Raw genomic sequence first — 15,586 nt, forward strand, 5'->3', positions numbered from 1 at the left:
TCTATATTCTTTACTCTAAAATCTATCATCTAAAAATAAAGTCATGAGCGACAAAACAAGAGGAGGTCAATTCCTAGTAAAAGAAACAAAATGCGAAGATATCTTCACTCCAGAAGATTTTTCAGAAGAGCAATTAATGATGCGCGACTCTGTAAAAGAGTTTGTAGACAAAGAATTATGGGCACATAAAGATCGTTTTGAGAAAAAAGATTACGCCTATACAGAAGAAACCATGAGAAAAGCCGGAGACTTAGGACTTTTAGGAGTTGCAGTTCCTGAGGCTTATGGCGGATTAGGAATGGGATTTGTATCAACAATGTTAGTTTGTGATTATATTTCGGGAGCAACGGGATCTTTCTCGACTGCTTTTGGAGCACATACCGGAATTGGAACGATGCCAATCACTTTATACGGAACAGAAGAACAAAAACAAAAATACGTTCCTAAATTAGCTTCAGGCGAATGGTTTGGTGCGTATTGTTTGACAGAACCAGGTGCTGGATCTGATGCTAATTCTGGAAAAACAAAAGCCGTTTTATCAGAAGATGGAACACATTACAAAATCACAGGACAAAAAATGTGGATTTCGAATGCAGGATTTTGTTCTTTGTTTATCGTTTTCGCACGTATCGGCGATGACAAAAATATCACCGGTTTTATCCTTGAAAATACTGCTGACAACGGAATTTCAATGGGTGAAGAAGAGCATAAATTAGGGATTCGTGCATCTTCTACACGTCAGGTTTTCTTCAGTGAAACGAAAGTTCCTGTTGAAAATATGTTGTCTGAAAGAGGAAACGGTTTCAAAATTGCCATGAACGCTTTAAATGTAGGTCGTATCAAATTAGCAGCTGCTTGTTTGGATGCACAACGCAGAGTGATTTCTGGTTCAGTGAAATATGCAAATGAAAGAATCCAGTTCAATACTGCAATCTCACAGTTTGGTGCTATTCGTGCAAAATTAGCAGAAATGGCAACGAGCTGTTATGCTGGAGAAAGTGCTTCTTATAGAGCTGCAAAAGATATTGAAGACAGAATTATTGCTCGTGAAGCAGAAGGCATTACTCATCAAGAAGCAGAATTAAAAGGTGTTGAGGAATATGCAATAGAATGTTCTATCCTAAAAGTAGCGGTTTCTGAAGATGTACAAAACTGTGCCGATGAAGGAATTCAAATCTTTGGTGGAATGGGATTCTCAGAGGATACTCCAATGGAAAGTGCTTGGAGAGATGCGCGTATTGCACGTATCTACGAAGGAACAAATGAAATCAACAGAATGCTTTCAGTTGGAATGTTGATTAAAAAAGCGATGAAAGGTCATGTTGATTTATTAGGACCTGCAATGAAAGTATCTGAAGAATTAATGGGAATTCCATCTTTTGACACACCTGACTATTCTGAATTATTTGCTGAGGAAAAAGAAATTGTTAGAAATTTGAAGAAATCATTCATGATGGTTGCCGGAAGTGCTGTTCAAAAATTTGGCGCAGACCTCGACGCTCACCAACAGTTATTGATGGCAGCTTCAGATATGTTAATCGAAGTATATATGGCGGAAAGTACCATCTTGCGTACTGAAAAACTGGCTAAAAAAGAAGGAGAAGATAAAGTACAAGAGCAAATTGCAATGGCAAAATTGTATTTATATAAAGCCGTAGATATTGTAAATCAAAAAGGTAAAGAAAGCATTATTTCTTTTGCAGAAGGTGATGAACAACGTATGATGCTAATGGGACTGCGTCGTTTTACAAAATATACGAACATGCCAAATGTAGTAGCATTAAGAGAAACAATTACAGCAAAATTAGTAGCTGAAAATGAATATTGTTTCTAATAAAAATAAGTTTTTAGTTTTTTTTAACCGCCTTGTTGTAAAAACAAAGCGGTTTTTTTATTTCTTCAAAAGTCTATAATCTATTTTTTCTCAAAACGCATCATTACAATGTCTCCCATTTTGAAATTCAGCGTTTTTCCATCTTCAGAAACAGAATAAGAATCAATTTTTTGAAGGGTATTGATGTAAACATTCTCCCCTTCTCCCGGACAAAACATTTTTGTTACCATCATCGGTTCTTTGAAACTAATTTTACTACCATCAATATTTAATTTTCCTGAATAGCTATTACAACTGTTACGTCCGGATACTGTTCTCTCTTTTAAGTTGAAAGTGATGGATGGTTTTTTATCTGGATACAATCCTGCGAAAGCTATTCTTGGTCCTGTGATATAATTTAACTCCCAACTTCCTTCAATAGAAGATCCTTCTCTCGATACTGATTTCACCGAATTACAAGAAACAAATGCTAGAGAAAGGACGGCTAATGCCAAAATTATTTTTTTCATAAAATTATATATTTAATTTTTATACTTCCAAAATAGAACAAAAACACTGCCAGTTTTACGGTAAAAAAAAACATCAAAACAAGTATTCTTTTAAAAACTCAAACATCGTCAAATATTAAAAAAACGGCAGTCTTTTATTTCTTTTTAATTTCAGTCACTTCAACTTTAATCCCCACGGCATAAGCATTTGGAATAATTTTTTTCCCATGTGAATTAGCGTATACTTTAGTAAATTCGGCTCCAAAATATAAGATTATAGCTGAATAATACACCCAAATTAAAATAATGATTACGGATCCAGCGGCACCGTAAACGGTAGCAACGGTAGAGCTTCCCAAATAAAAACCAATAGCAAATTTACCAAACATAAAGAAAAACGATGTAAAACTGGAACCAATTAAAGCGTCTTTCCAAGCGATATTTCCGTCTGGTAAGGTTTTGAAAATGATAGCAAACAACATGGTTGTCGTAGCAAATAATATCAAGATATTGAAAATATAAAATATGTAAACCGTGGTGTCCGGGAAATAAATAAGCAATCGTGCATTGATAACATCCATTACCGTATTCACCATCAAACTGACCATTAATAAAAAACCAACAGACGCAATCATGGAAAATGACATCAATCTGTTTTTAATAAATTTCATAATTCCTTTATTGGGCTTTGCTTTTAAACCCCAAATATAATTGATAGAACTTTGTATTTCAGCAAACACCCCTGAAGCACCTATAAGTAGCATTATACCTCCAAAAATGGCCGCAAAAGTGTTGCTATTAGACAATTCAATATTTTTTATAGTTTCCTGAATTTGAATCGCAGCTTCATTACCTACCATTCCATTGATTTGACCAAAAAAACGTCCTGTGACAGCTTCACTTCCAAAGAAAAAACTAAAAATCGACATAATAATAATCAATAAAGGCGGCAACGAAAATATGGTATAGTACGATAATGATGCACTCAATTTTATTGCATTATCATCATCAAATTCCTGATACGTGCGTTTTAATAAATCCCAGCTTATAACTGCTATTTCTTTCTTCTTCATCTTAACAATGTTCTTTTATATTCATATACAACATCAAATTTAGACCTATCATTTTACCTGAATTCAAAAGCGAAGATGATACGCGGAAATCCTTTGTACTTTCATTCAAAATTACAAAGATTATTTTTATCAATTTGAACTGAATTTTACATAATTCCCATCCTTTCAGGTTGAGAAAAACACATTTTAAACAAACAAAGAAACCAAAATTTAAGTCTTTATTAACCCATCTCTGTCTTTAAATGTCTAATTTTATAGAAATATTAATACCTCTTTTAGGATAAATTCATCATTATGGAAAATAATAATACACGGAGAAATTTTTTAAAACAAACAGCCATACTTTCAACAGGGACTATTATTGGGTCTAGTTTATTTAATTCTGCTTTCGCTAATGAAACAGAATTAAAAATTGAAAATAAAAATTCAGCTTCCGAAATAATTAATGCGGCGGCAGGAATTTACAGTCTACCAAAATTAGCATACGCCTATGACGCATTAGAGCCACATATTGATAAAGCCACCATGGAAATTCACCATGGAAAACACCATCAAGCGTATGTTACAAACTTGAATAAAGCCCTTGAAACACTGGATGAAAAACTAGTTGATGATTCGAAATCCTTAGAAAGTATTTTTGAAAAAATGTCTAAATTTCCAGAATCTATCCGAAACAATGGTGGTGGACATTATAACCACAGTCTTTTCTGGACATTATTGAAACCGAATGGCGGCGGAAGTCCAAAAGGAAAACTGGCGGAAGCCATAACTAGTACTTTTGGTTCTTTTGACGAATTCAAAAAGCAATTTAGTGATGCTTCAATGAAACGATTTGGTTCCGGTTGGGCTTGGTTAGTGCTACAAGACGGAAAATTAGTCATTGGTTCAACGGCAAACCAGGATAATCCGCTGATGCGATTAAAAGGAAAAGGACTAAAAGGAAAACCTATATTAGCATTAGACGTTTGGGAACACGCGTATTATCTTAAAAATCAAAACCGAAGAGCCGATTATATTGCCTCTTTTTGGAATGTTGTCAATTGGGATGAAGCAGAAAAATTATTCAATTCATAAAAACACCTTAACAAAAGCCCTGAATTATACATCTATATTTCAGGGTTTTTGCTTTTAAAAAACGACAATACATCCTGATAAATTCCTTAGATTATCCATTATAAAATATTCCTGTTCTAATTCTAAAAAAACAGCATCAATTAAATGTAATATCTGTGTTAAACTAAAAACACTCTTTAAAACTACCGCAAAAAAGTATAGCTTTGTACTTTCAAAATAAAGCAATGATTAACCCTTCAGCATCCGGTTGGATAGATAAATTTTTTATTGAACAAAAATTTTCAAAAGATACTGTTTCTAAAACTACTGATATTTTTTATCAAAAAGTGAGAGATACAGGGTTTATTTATGGACATATAATTGCTTTTGAAACCGCAACCATTATACAAACGAAAGGTTGGTTTAAAGAAGAGATTTCAAAAGTTGCACTTTTGAACACTTTATATCACGTTTTTTGTTTGACTAATGAAGATATCAGTTCCGAAAATTTCATCAAACAGGCAAATGCTTTTTACAATCAAATGAATCCTCAGGGATTTAATTTATTTAAAAAAATTCTTCCGAAAAACTCTCCTGCTTTAACTTTAGAAAAAATCATTGACGAACGTGTACAGACTAATGACAGCATCATCAGTAAAAGCTTCTCTCATCTAGTGACAAACGCATTATTATTTATTGACGTGCTTGCTTTTAGGCAATATTTGATTCACGGTGAAATTCCCGAAAAATATCTAAAAAAGATTGAAGAAACGGTTGTCAATATTGTAACACTTGCGTTAAAAATCAAGTCGGAAAAATCACAATATGATGATTTATTAATCAAACTTTTTGAGGCTTCCATTCGCTATAGCAAATTCTCTAAAATTTCTGTTCAAAGTTTAGAAACGCTACATTTAGATTACTTCACAAATGAATTGGAAAAATATTATTTGATAGACATTGCCGGAATGGCTTTGTGGAGCGATGGAAAAGTAGAGAATGACGAGAGATATTTTTTGCATTCGTTAGCTGAAATTGTATCGGTTCCAGATTCTTTCGTTGATGAAAGTATCAATAGTACTAATGAATTTATTACAAAGCACAAAAAAGAAATTCCTTATTTCAATTACTCAAATCCTGTCAAACACTTCTATGACCAAACCACACAGAGCGTAGTTACACTCATTGGAAGGAATAAAAACCGATTGATAAAGGAAATTGTCCAAAGTAAAGAATTGATGGTGCTGCTTGCCTACTCCACCCGCAGAGATTTGGACGAAAAAGAAAAGAAAAAAGTCAAAAAACAATTACTGGAAATCTGTAAAACCATTCCGTCACTAACCATTTTTCTGCTTCCTGGCGGTAGTTTATTGTTGCCTATTTTAATCAAATTCATACCTACATTATTGCCTTCTGCTTTTAATGAAAATCTGGATACCGAATAAAAAAATCCACTTTTAGACTGCCCCAAATAGTGTCTAACTTTTTGGGGCAGTCTAAAAAGCGGATTTTATAAAATAATTATTTAATTAAAATTTCAACTGGTAAACTGCATCCAGATCTTTTTCGGAACTGATGTTAACCTCTAAATCTGTTACAAAACCAGAGTTAAGTCCATAAGCCCATCCGTGTAAAGTCAAATCTTGACCGTTTCTCCAAGCCGCCTGAACAATTGATGTTTTTGCTAAATCAAAAACTTGTTCTTTTACGTTTAATTCTACAAAAGTATTAAAACGCTCTGTTTCATCTGCAATCGAATCTAAGTAAGTACTGTGCAAACGATATACATCTTTAATGTGACGAATCCAGTTGTCGATAATCCCAATAGAATCATTTCCCATTGCTGCTTTAACACCGCCGCAACCATAGTGTCCACAAACTAAAACGTGTTTCACTTTCAAAACATTTACGGCATAATCCAAAACACTCAACATATTCATATCAGAGTGAACGACCATGTTAGCAATATTTCTATGCACAAAAACTTCACCTGGCTTTGCTCCTACGATTTCATTTGCAGGAACACGGCTATCTGAACAACCAATCCATAATAATGGTGGTGTTTGACCTTTAGCAAGATCCTGGAAATAATTAGGGTCACTTGCTAACGAATTTTCAACCCATATTTTATTATTTTCTAATATTTTTTTATAAAAATCGCTCATAATTTTTGTTTTATTATTATTCTTAATACAAACGTTCTGTAACTGTACTGCAATGTAAAGGAACTATTTTTCAACTTAAATTCCTTAATTAGTTGCCATTATCTTGTTTAAGAAAATCTTCGTCGGTGATTTCTTTTTTAACCATAACTCTTTTAGCCGCATCATAATAGTGCTCAATAGAAACATGATTCTGAGTATCAGTACTATTTTCCAGATGATAGGCTTTTTTAAATCCTTTTAGTTTTACTTTAATGTTGTTATCTAACGCTCTTGTAGTTTTAAACTCATGGATTAAATCCAATATATCATGTGCAATGTAAACCGTATCTTTAGCATCAATAATCACTTTTGAATTTTCCGGAAGATGATTCAAGGTTTGTTTAATAGCCGCTTTATTCAAGAAAGAAACTTCTTGAGCCAAATCAATATGAATTACATCACCATCGGCATATTGTTCTTTTCTAAAAAAGTAAGCTCTCTTTAGATTTCCCTTTAAGACAAAAATAATACTGATGATAATCCCCAAGGTAACACCTTTCAATAAATCTAAAAATACTACAGCTAGTAATGTGGCAATAAAAGGGACAAACTGATATTTACCTTTTTCCCAAAAATGTATAAATGTTGCCGGTTTTGCTAATTTATAACCTACCAAAATTAAAATAGCTGCCAAAGTAGCCAGAGGAATTTTGTTCAGAATCACTGGAATGGCAAGTACACTCACTAACAATAATAATCCGTGGATAATGGTCGACAGTTTAGATTTGGCTCCCGAATTGCTGTTCGCAGAGGAACGCACAATTACTGATGTCAATGGTAAACCACCTAAAAGTGAACTCACCATATTACCAATTCCTTGCGCTTTTAATTCCATATTCGTGTCAGTGTACCGTTTTTGTACATCCATTCGATCAGCAGCTTCTATACTCAATAATGTCTCAATAGACGCTACAATTGCTATGGTCAATGCAACCACCCATACTTTAGGATTCATTACTGCAGAAAGATTTGGCGTGACAATAATTGCTTTAAATTCCTCGAGAGAAAATGGAACTGGTAGCGAAACTAAATGTTCTTTTCCAATAGCTAATGCGCTTCCGGTACCCATAAAAATCTCATTTAAAATAACACCCAGAGCCACCGCAATTAAAGCTCCTGGAACTAATTTTAATTTTTTCAAAAAAGGAACTTTATCCCAAGATATCAAAATAACCATAGAAACTACTGTGATTACAATTGAGCCAATTTGAATGTTATCAAAAATACTAAACAGCGCAGAAAAGGTGTTACCGCCATCCTTTTGCAAAAAGGCTAGATCACCTTCAAAATCACTATCGTAACCAAAAGCGTGTGGCAATTGCTTCAGAATAATGATAATTCCGATACCTGCTAACATTCCTTCGATCACATTTGTTGGAAAATAATTAGAAATACTTCCCGCCTTGGCAAATCCTAATATTAATTGTACCAAACCTGCGATGAAAACCGCAGTCAAAAAAATGTCAAAAGCACCTAAATCCGTGATTGCCGTAAGGACAATAGCTGTTAAACCTGCAGCTGGACCGGATACGCTTATATGTGAAGTACTTAAATATCCTACCACTATTCCTCCTATAATTCCTGAAATAATTCCTGAAAATAAGGGAGCACCCGAAGCCATTGCGATACCTAAACACAACGGTAGCGCCACCAAGAAAACCACTAAACCAGACGCAAAATCGGATTTAAGGTTAGCAAAAAGATTAATTTTTTTTGTCATAATACCTAACTAAAATTGAATACAGTGTTTTTTCTGCACAAAATAGTGCGAGAACAAATTTTGAAATAATTCAAAATCATACTTGTATTAAACCTGGTTGGGTGGGGGAATAAATATGGAGGAAGAAATCTTATCTTGCTTTGATAAATTTTCAGATAGAATGGCGCTATAAGATGATTCTATTGGAACAATAACTTCTGAAAAATAATCTGTATAAAGAAAAGCCTTGATTTCTTTGAGCGCATGTTCTTCTTCTGAGATGCCATAGAAAACAGATATATCAGCGCTTTTCTCAATCACAGTAACAATTATTGGTGTGACAAGAAATGCAAAAAATAGGATTAAAAATATTTTAGATATAGTTTTCATCCTCGCAAAAATAGAATTAAGTTTAGTAGAAAAAACATAAATTCTAATAAATTTAAAAAAAATTAACATTCAAAAAAAAACCAGAATAAAATCTTTTGATTCCATCTGGCTTATTCTATTTCGTTACTAAAACTATAAGGTTTCTTCCAACCACGCTTGCATCATCCAAATTGTTTTTTCTTGCTCTGATATAAAATCACTCATCATTGAGTTGGTTCCTTCATCATTAATTTCCCCCGATTTATTAAGAATCCCTCTTTCTATTTTTAGCAAATGTGACAATGAAGTAACAATCAAATGAACCGCTTTCTCGTCATTAGAAACATTCTTCCCTACAACTAATTGATTATTTTTTATGTAATCCTCAAAAGTATGTAGCGGAGTTCCCCCAACTGTAAGAACCCTTTCAGCGATTAAATCAATTTTGATTTGGGCATCTGTATACAATTCTTCAAATTTAACATGTAAATCAAAAAAACGTTTCCCTCTTATATTCCAGTGAATTCCTCTTAAATTTTGATAATACACTTGAAAATTAGACAACAAAATATTCAATTCATTTACGATCAATTCTGATTCTTTAACTGGTAATCCTAAAATATTTGTTTTCATAATTTATTGTTTTAAACAAAAATAAGCAAGAAAACGTCACTTTACACGATATGTCAAATTGATTGTTTTTATATTTGCATCAGATATTACTATAAAAAATGACAATTACTCAATTAAAATATGTTTTGGCTGTAGCCGAACACAAAAATTTCACACTTGCTGCTGAAAAATGTTTTGTAACTCAACCCACATTGAGTATGCAAATTCAGAAAATTGAAGAAGAATTAAGTATCCAGATATTTGACCGAACCAAAAAACCGATTCAGCTAACTGATATTGGCCAAAAGATAGTCAATCAAGCTAAAAATATCGTCAACGAAGCTGATCGTATACAAGATATTGTAGAACAGCAAAAAGGATTTATAGGTGGCGAATTCAGATTAGGAATAATTCCTACTATTATGCCTACTTTATTACCTATGTTCCTGAATAATTTTATAAAAAAATACCCGAAAGTAAAACTCATCATCGAGGAGCTTAATACGGACGAAATTATTACAAAACTTAATAATGGTCATCTCGATGCAGCCATAGCCGCAACTCCATTATTAGAAGATAAAATCAAAGAAATTGTATTGTACTTCGAGCCATTTGTGGCGTATATTCCCGAAAGTCACCATCATTTTCAAAAGGAAGAAATAGAAGTTTCTGACTTAAACTTGGATGAGATTCTGTTATTGCAAGATGGTCACTGCTTTCGTGACGGAATTTTAAATTTGTGCAAAAACAACAGTAGCAAAAATGAAATTGGACATTTTCAAATAGAAAGCGGCAGTTTTGAAACCTTAATAAAATTAGCCGACGAAGGTTTAGGAACAACATTGCTTCCCTATTTGCATACGCTGGATTTAAAAGACAAAGATAAATTAAAGCTTCGCCATTTCAAGGAACCAAAACCGGCACGGGAAGTCAGTCTTATTTTTCCTAAAAGTGAACTGAAAATTCAGATAATTGAAGCTCTTAGAAGTACGATTGCCGGAGTTATAAAAGGAGCAATTGTTTTTCAGAACGTACAAATTATAAGTTCTATTCATAAAAAATAAAAAAAGGAACCGGTTTTACGGTTCCTCTTTTTTATGAATTTATAATCAGTAAACACTGCTTCAACTCTGGTTTTCCTATCGTATAATTCAGTAACCATTCTCGTAATTGTTCCATTTCGTAAGGCAACAACATTTTGATGGCTTTTTCTAACTCTTTGCAAAAAAGCAACGGATCAAAACTTACTCTTTCTAAGACAGATTTTGTATAATCATACATGATTTTCGACATAGTAAATGAAGATTTAAAGTTAGATTTTGTTAATAAATCAGTGTAAAAATACATTAATAATAACCGCAACATAATTATTTAACGTAGTTTTTAGTTTTTTATTTCAGAAAAAAAATTAGCAATAAAACAAAAATAAAAACCTTAAAATAACCATCATATTAACGCTACTTAGTTTTTTGTAGCCCGAAACATTTCTCTTTTTCCAGGTGGTCCTGCGAGCTTTTCTACAGTAAAACCTACCTCAATCATACTTCTTTTTACCACACCTCGGGCTGCATAAGTAACTAGCACTCCATTTGTTTTGAGTGCCTTAAACATTTTTTCAAAAATAGCTGTACTCCAAAGTTCGGGTTGCACTCTGTAACCAAAAGCATCAAAATAAATTAAATCAAATTTGTTTTCATCATTAATTTCTTCAAAAAATTGTTTTCTTTTCGTCAATGTAAAATCATCATCCAGCATACTCTTTTCTTCCCAATTGCTTTGATGCATGGTGACAAAAATTGAACTTTGTTCCACTGCATTAAGTTCTTCTACATAATTCATGGACACTATTTCCTCTGCTGTAATTGGATACGCTTCCACTCCAACATAATCAATGCTTTGATTCCTTTTTTTTGACTCCAAAAAAGTAATAAAAGCATTAAGGCCGGTACCAAAACCAATTTCTAAAATAGAAACATTCCTGTCTGGAAACAGCGAAAGTCCGTTTTTTATAAATACGTGTTGCGCTTCCTGAATAGCTCCGTGTTTAGAATGATAACATTCGTCCCATTCTGCGATGTGGATGGTTGTTGAACCATCCAGTGTTTGGATTATTTCTCTTTTCAAAATTATTTTCTAAAGTTATTCGAGTGTGAAATTTTTTAAACTTGTCAAAATTAATGAAAACTAATGCGTTTACTGCTTATAAATCACTATTTATTATGTAATCGATAGAATTAAGCTCATTTTTTTTTTATTTTTTAAAACGTAAATAAATCGTAGTCAAAGACTATAATTAATATTTTTTTGACAAGTAATTTGCTGATTTTTATTTAATTTTGCAAATATTAAACGCCAATTTATAGAAACCAGATTTTTTAAGCTTTAGCTAAAACTTTAAAAAAAATTAAAAAACAAACATTACTATGAGTACAACTCAAACTAACAAAATTGAAATAATAAAATCCCCTACTTCTAAAATAAATGAGGTAGATTTTAACAACTTAAGCTTCGGCTCCGTTTTTACAGATCATTTATTTGAATGTGATTTTAAAAACGGAGAATGGCAACAACCGGTCATTAAACCTTACGCTCCCTTTTTGTTAGACCCATCAACAAGAGTTTTTCATTACGGCCAAGCTATATTTGAGGGCATGAAAGCCTACAAGGATACGAATGATGCTATTTGGCTTTTTAGACCTGATGAAAATTACAATCGTTTCAATAAATCAGCAGTGAGAATGGCTATGCCGGAAGTTCCTGAAGAAATTTTCATGAATGGTCTAAAACAATTATTACAATTAGATGAAGCTTGGATCAAAAAAGGTAAAGGGAACGCGATGTATATCCGACCATTTATGATTGCTACCGGAACAGGTGTGATTGCAAATCCATCTAATGATTACAAATTCATGATCATTTTATCTCCAGTAACATCTTATTACTCTGGTGATGTCAAAGTGCTTATAGCGGAACATTTTAGTAGAGCTGCTAATGGAGGAATTGGAGCTGCAAAAGCTGCAGGTAATTACGCTGCGCAGTTCTATCCAACTGAATTAGCTAACAAGGAAGGATTCCAACAAGTAATTTGGACAGATGATGCCACGCATACCAAACTAGAAGAAGCAGGAACAATGAATGTTTTCTTTAGAATAAACGAAACGCTTTTGACTGCTCCAGTTAGCGAAAGAATTCTTGATGGTGTTACTAGAAAAACACTAATCGATTTGGCTAAAAGTGAAGGTATTGATGTAGAGATTCGTCCAGTATTAGTTTCTGAACTTGTTGACGCTTCAAAAAACGGAACTTTAAAAGAGATTTTTGGTGCAGGAACAGCGGCTGTAATAAGTCCGATATCAGGATTTTCATACCAAGACGTATACTATGAATTGCCAAAAATTGAAAAAACAGTAGCAATTCAGTTGAAAGATAAATTGACTAATATTCAAAACAAACTGGAAGAAGACACTTTTGGATGGACTGTTAAAGTATAATTTTTAAACAATCAGAATGCATACAAAAAGCGATTTTCACAATGAAAATCACTTTTTGTATTTTGTATATATTAAGATTCCGCCTATACTTCTATTGATGTTCCAATATTTTAGAAAAATCAGGTTTAAAATAATTTGGTCCTTTCATCACTTTGCCGTCTTCACGGTAAATAGGGCTTCCATCTTCGCCTAACTTACTCATATTACTACGTTGGATCTCGTCAAAAACGGCCTCTATTTTATGTTGCAAACCGTGCTCAATAATAGTTCCGCATAAAATGTACATCATGTCACCCAATGCATCCGCTATTTCTATTAAATCATTGCTTCTGACTGCTTCAAGATATTCTTCGTTTTCCTCTTTCATTAAATTATAACGGAGTTCATGCTTACTTTCTCCTAAATTAGCGGTAGGAATTTCATTATGACCAATTTTAAAAGTCGTATGAAATTCTTTGACTGAGTTTATCTGTTTTTGCATCTTTTTATTTTGTTAAATGAAAAGGCAAATTAGCAACTATTTCTAAACTATTAACTAAATTTACCCAAAATAATTAAAATTATGTTCAGTCAAGGTCAATTAGTGTTTGCAGGCTTGTTTTTTGTTGCATTTGTTATTGCTGCAATTTATTCCTATCGAAAAGATATCAAAATTCATAATGAGTTTTACAAGGGGAATTACAAAATTGTAATAGGATTTGTAGTTTTTATTGGTATTTTATTCCTGATAAAAATATTTTTCAAACGTTAGTTTTCTCCAAATTAATAAACCAATTCCACTCTACAGTGGAATTTTTTGTTTTAAATATATCAGGATATGCTTTCAAAATTCTTGTTTTGCTTAAAAATTGAAAATTAAGGCATTGAAAATTAATTTTTTAACCGCTTCTAATAATTAAACAAATTATACTTCCTTTTTTGGATAAAATTGCCATCATATTTATTTAATGCTTTCTGTTACTTGTAAATTAAATCTTTAACTTTACAAAATTAATAAACTTACGTATTATGAGGATTTTAAAATATTTATTTCTTTTACTGCTGCTTAGTTTTGTGGCTTTATCCATTTTTATAGCCACTCAAAAAGGAGATTTTACCGTAGAAAGAAGTCAAATCATAAACTCTCCAAAATCCAATGTGTTTAATTTTGTTAATGATTACAGAAACTGGGAAGATTTTGGTTCCTGGATTACCGAAGATCCCGAAATGAAAATTAATTATCCAGGTAAAACAATTGGTCCAGGAGCATCGTATTCATGGGAAGGAAAAGATGGCAACGGTGACGTGAAAACACTTTTTGTAAAAGAAAACGACAGTATTTCTCAGAAAATGAATTATAGCGGTACTGAATCATCCGTTTTTTGGAAATTTAAAGATACGGTTGGCGGTACAAAAGTAACTTGGAAAACCGTCGGAAAAATGAGTTTTTCTATGAAAGTATATACCGCGTTTAATGGCGGTATCGATAAAATCATTGGTGAAATGTATGAAAAAAGCCTAGCCAATCTTGATAAAACGCTAGATTTTGAAATAAACACCTATACGGTAAAAGTGGACGGACCAGCTAAAAAGGCTGGAACCTTTTATTTGAAACAAACCTTCAACAGTAAAATTTCGAATGTTATTAAAAATTCAAGAATCGTATTTTATAAAATCAGCACGTTCTGTAAACAAAACAATATTGAATTGAGTGGAAAACCATTTTTAATCTATCACACTTATGATGTAACAAGCGGATTGACTAAAGTTTCGTTTTGTGTGCCTATAAAAACTCAAATTTTAACGAGTTCAGGAAGTGATATTTTAGCTGAAAAACTAGAACCATTCGATGCCATTAAAACAACGTTAAATGGAGACTATTCCCATACTCAAAAAGCACTGGATCAAACTAAAGTATACATTAATACTAATAAAATTGTAATAGATCCTACATTTTCTCACTTGGAAATTTTCACTACAAGTAAAACAGAAATTAAAAATCCTTCAAAATGGGTAACTGAAATTTACTATCCTTTGCAGCCAAAAGTAATTCCAGTCAAATCTTATGTTCCAGCTGCCATTAAGAAAGTAGAACCAGCAATAACTCCTGAACCAGTTATGAATAAGGAAGAAGAGCAATCTGAATTTTAAATTATTATTGAGTGGATTAAACCTTTTTGAAAAATTACACTCTAACCTATAAATAATAATTTTGCAAGAGGAACAGGAATTTATTCAGCAATTGTTATCCCCTAAAACGCAAAACCAAGCGTTTCAGCGGTTGCTTTTGGATTATCAAAGACCACTATACAATCACATTCGTAACATCGTTTTAAACCACGATGATACTGATGATGTATTGCAAAATACTTTTATTAAAGTATTTCAAAATTTAAAGAATTTTAAAGGCGAAAGCAAACTATTTTCATGGATGTACCGTATTGCGACCAATGAAGCTTTGACTTTTTTAAAACAAAAATCAAAAATAAGTGGCATCTCATCTGAAACATTGCAAAACAAAACCTTGGATAATCTGGAAGCTGATGTATTTTTTGACGGAAATGATATTCAAATAAAATTGCAAAAAGCTATCGCATTATTACCTGAGAAACAACAATTGATTTTTAAAATGAAATATTTTGAAGAACTCAAGTATGAAGAAATTTCTGAGATCTTAGGAACTTCCGTTGGTGGATTAAAAGCATCCTATCATATCGCAGTAAAAAAAATAGAAGCTTTTGTATCTACTAATTAAACCTTTTTATACTAACTACGTCTAAAGAA

17 protein-coding genes are annotated in these 15,586 nt (G+C 32.5%); 8 read left to right on the forward strand and 9 right to left on the reverse strand.

The window, feature by feature from the left end; translation table 11 throughout:
- Positions 1-43: 43 nt before the first annotated feature.
- Positions 44-1,834, forward strand: coding sequence for an acyl-CoA dehydrogenase family protein (locus AC0J6S_RS16460; RefSeq protein ID WP_474954813.1), 1,791 nt, complete (start codon positions 44-46; stop codon positions 1,832-1,834).
- A gap of 80 nt (positions 1,835-1,914) precedes the next feature.
- Here the strand turns inward: AC0J6S_RS16460 and AC0J6S_RS16465 are convergent, their stop codons facing one another.
- A complete protein-coding gene (locus tag AC0J6S_RS16465; protein WP_474954814.1) occupies positions 1,915-2,343 on the reverse strand; it encodes an META domain-containing protein in 429 nt (142 codons plus the stop codon).
- Between the two features lie 134 nt (positions 2,344-2,477).
- Entirely contained in the window at positions 2,478-3,395 is a 918-nt protein-coding gene (locus AC0J6S_RS16470) for a YihY/virulence factor BrkB family protein (protein WP_113667106.1), read from the reverse strand.
- A 441-nt stretch (positions 3,396-3,836) separates the two neighbouring features.
- On the opposite strand from AC0J6S_RS16470, the gene AC0J6S_RS16475 reads away from it, so the two are divergent.
- Together AC0J6S_RS16475 and AC0J6S_RS16480 are read left to right on the forward strand one after the other, a co-directional pair.
- Entirely contained in the window at positions 3,837-4,469 is a 633-nt protein-coding gene (locus AC0J6S_RS16475) for a superoxide dismutase (protein ID WP_474956379.1), read from the forward strand.
- Between the two features lie 224 nt (positions 4,470-4,693).
- A complete protein-coding gene (locus AC0J6S_RS16480) occupies positions 4,694-5,893 on the forward strand; it encodes an LETM1-related biofilm-associated protein (protein ID WP_474954815.1) in 1,200 nt (399 codons plus the stop codon).
- A gap of 84 nt (positions 5,894-5,977) precedes the next feature.
- Here the strand turns inward: AC0J6S_RS16480 and can are convergent, their stop codons facing one another.
- The 4 genes from can to AC0J6S_RS16500 form a co-directional block, all read right to left on the reverse strand.
- On the reverse strand, positions 5,978-6,613 hold the full coding sequence (gene can / locus AC0J6S_RS16485; RefSeq protein ID WP_474954816.1) for a carbonate dehydratase: 636 nt from the start codon (positions 6,611-6,613) through the stop codon (positions 5,978-5,980).
- An 88-nt stretch (positions 6,614-6,701) separates the two neighbouring features.
- Entirely contained in the window at positions 6,702-8,372 is a 1,671-nt protein-coding gene (locus tag AC0J6S_RS16490) for a SulP family inorganic anion transporter (RefSeq protein ID WP_474954817.1), read from the reverse strand.
- A gap of 87 nt (positions 8,373-8,459) precedes the next feature.
- Positions 8,460-8,741, reverse strand: coding sequence for a hypothetical protein (locus AC0J6S_RS16495; protein WP_474954818.1), 282 nt, complete (start codon positions 8,739-8,741; stop codon positions 8,460-8,462).
- Positions 8,742-8,873: 132 nt separating this feature from the next.
- Entirely contained in the window at positions 8,874-9,353 is a 480-nt protein-coding gene (locus AC0J6S_RS16500) for a Dps family protein (RefSeq protein WP_474954819.1), read from the reverse strand.
- Between the two features lie 98 nt (positions 9,354-9,451).
- On the opposite strand from AC0J6S_RS16500, the gene AC0J6S_RS16505 reads away from it, so the two are divergent.
- On the forward strand, positions 9,452-10,396 hold the full coding sequence (locus AC0J6S_RS16505; protein ID WP_474954820.1) for a hydrogen peroxide-inducible genes activator: 945 nt from the start codon (positions 9,452-9,454) through the stop codon (positions 10,394-10,396).
- Positions 10,397-10,427: 31 nt separating this feature from the next.
- On the opposite strand, the gene AC0J6S_RS16510 is transcribed toward AC0J6S_RS16505, so the two are convergent.
- The gene (locus AC0J6S_RS16510) at positions 10,428-10,625 is read right to left on the reverse strand and encodes a hypothetical protein (protein ID WP_474954821.1); all 198 of its coding nucleotides are present in this window, start codon (positions 10,623-10,625) and stop codon (positions 10,428-10,430) included.
- Between the two features lie 168 nt (positions 10,626-10,793).
- Positions 10,794-11,456, reverse strand: a complete 663-nt coding sequence (mnmC2, locus tag AC0J6S_RS16515) for a tRNA (5-methylaminomethyl-2-thiouridine)(34)-methyltransferase MnmC2 (RefSeq protein WP_474954822.1) — start codon at positions 11,454-11,456, stop codon at positions 10,794-10,796.
- A gap of 299 nt (positions 11,457-11,755) precedes the next feature.
- On the opposite strand from mnmC2, the gene AC0J6S_RS16520 reads away from it, so the two are divergent.
- Complete coding sequence (locus AC0J6S_RS16520; RefSeq protein ID WP_474954823.1) at positions 11,756-12,823, forward strand: branched-chain amino acid aminotransferase; 1,068 nt, start codon at positions 11,756-11,758, stop codon at positions 12,821-12,823.
- A 91-nt stretch (positions 12,824-12,914) separates the two neighbouring features.
- Here AC0J6S_RS16520 and AC0J6S_RS16525 read toward each other — a convergent pair whose 3' ends face one another.
- Positions 12,915-13,304: a pyrophosphohydrolase domain-containing protein gene (locus AC0J6S_RS16525; protein ID WP_474954824.1), complete on the reverse strand. Its 390-nt coding sequence runs from the start codon at positions 13,302-13,304 to the stop codon at positions 12,915-12,917.
- Positions 13,305-13,385: 81 nt separating this feature from the next.
- On the opposite strand from AC0J6S_RS16525, the gene AC0J6S_RS16530 reads away from it, so the two are divergent.
- From AC0J6S_RS16530 to AC0J6S_RS16540, 3 genes are all read left to right on the forward strand, one after another.
- Positions 13,386-13,574 carry a hypothetical protein gene (locus AC0J6S_RS16530; RefSeq protein WP_113633273.1) on the forward strand — a complete coding sequence of 63 codons (189 nt, stop codon included), beginning with the start codon at positions 13,386-13,388 and terminating at the stop codon, positions 13,572-13,574.
- Between the two features lie 257 nt (positions 13,575-13,831).
- The gene (locus tag AC0J6S_RS16535) at positions 13,832-14,953 is read left to right on the forward strand and encodes an SRPBCC family protein (RefSeq protein WP_474954825.1); all 1,122 of its coding nucleotides are present in this window, start codon (positions 13,832-13,834) and stop codon (positions 14,951-14,953) included.
- A 61-nt stretch (positions 14,954-15,014) separates the two neighbouring features.
- Positions 15,015-15,557 carry an RNA polymerase sigma factor gene (locus AC0J6S_RS16540; RefSeq protein WP_474954826.1) on the forward strand — a complete coding sequence of 181 codons (543 nt, stop codon included), beginning with the start codon at positions 15,015-15,017 and terminating at the stop codon, positions 15,555-15,557.
- The last annotated feature ends 29 nt before the right edge of the window (positions 15,558-15,586 follow it).

This window comes from Flavobacterium sp. TS_SC_5 (assembly GCF_056156265.1).

Excerpts from the sequence above, each read along its gene's own strand:
- AC0J6S_RS16460 (WP_474954813.1), top strand. The coding sequence starts at position 44 with ATGAGCGACAAAACAAGAGGAGGTCAATTCCTAGTAAAAGAAACAAAA.
- AC0J6S_RS16465 (WP_474954814.1), bottom strand. The coding sequence starts at position 2,343 with ATGAAAAAAATAATTTTGGCATTAGCCGTCCTTTCTCTAGCATTTGTT.
- AC0J6S_RS16470 (WP_113667106.1), bottom strand. The coding sequence starts at position 3,395 with ATGAAGAAGAAAGAAATAGCAGTTATAAGCTGGGATTTATTAAAACGC.
- AC0J6S_RS16480 (WP_474954815.1), top strand. The coding sequence starts at position 4,694 with ATGATTAACCCTTCAGCATCCGGTTGGATAGATAAATTTTTTATTGAA.
- can (WP_474954816.1), bottom strand. The coding sequence starts at position 6,613 with ATGAGCGATTTTTATAAAAAAATATTAGAAAATAATAAAATATGGGTT.
- AC0J6S_RS16490 (WP_474954817.1), bottom strand. The coding sequence starts at position 8,372 with ATGACAAAAAAAATTAATCTTTTTGCTAACCTTAAATCCGATTTTGCG.
- AC0J6S_RS16495 (WP_474954818.1), bottom strand. The coding sequence starts at position 8,741 with ATGAAAACTATATCTAAAATATTTTTAATCCTATTTTTTGCATTTCTT.
- AC0J6S_RS16500 (WP_474954819.1), bottom strand. The coding sequence starts at position 9,353 with ATGAAAACAAATATTTTAGGATTACCAGTTAAAGAATCAGAATTGATC.
- AC0J6S_RS16505 (WP_474954820.1), top strand. The coding sequence starts at position 9,452 with ATGACAATTACTCAATTAAAATATGTTTTGGCTGTAGCCGAACACAAA.
- AC0J6S_RS16510 (WP_474954821.1), bottom strand. The coding sequence starts at position 10,625 with ATGTCGAAAATCATGTATGATTATACAAAATCTGTCTTAGAAAGAGTA.
- AC0J6S_RS16520 (WP_474954823.1), top strand. The coding sequence starts at position 11,756 with ATGAGTACAACTCAAACTAACAAAATTGAAATAATAAAATCCCCTACT.
- AC0J6S_RS16525 (WP_474954824.1), bottom strand. The coding sequence starts at position 13,304 with ATGCAAAAACAGATAAACTCAGTCAAAGAATTTCATACGACTTTTAAA.
- AC0J6S_RS16530 (WP_113633273.1), top strand. The coding sequence starts at position 13,386 with ATGTTCAGTCAAGGTCAATTAGTGTTTGCAGGCTTGTTTTTTGTTGCA.
- AC0J6S_RS16535 (WP_474954825.1), top strand. The coding sequence starts at position 13,832 with ATGAGGATTTTAAAATATTTATTTCTTTTACTGCTGCTTAGTTTTGTG.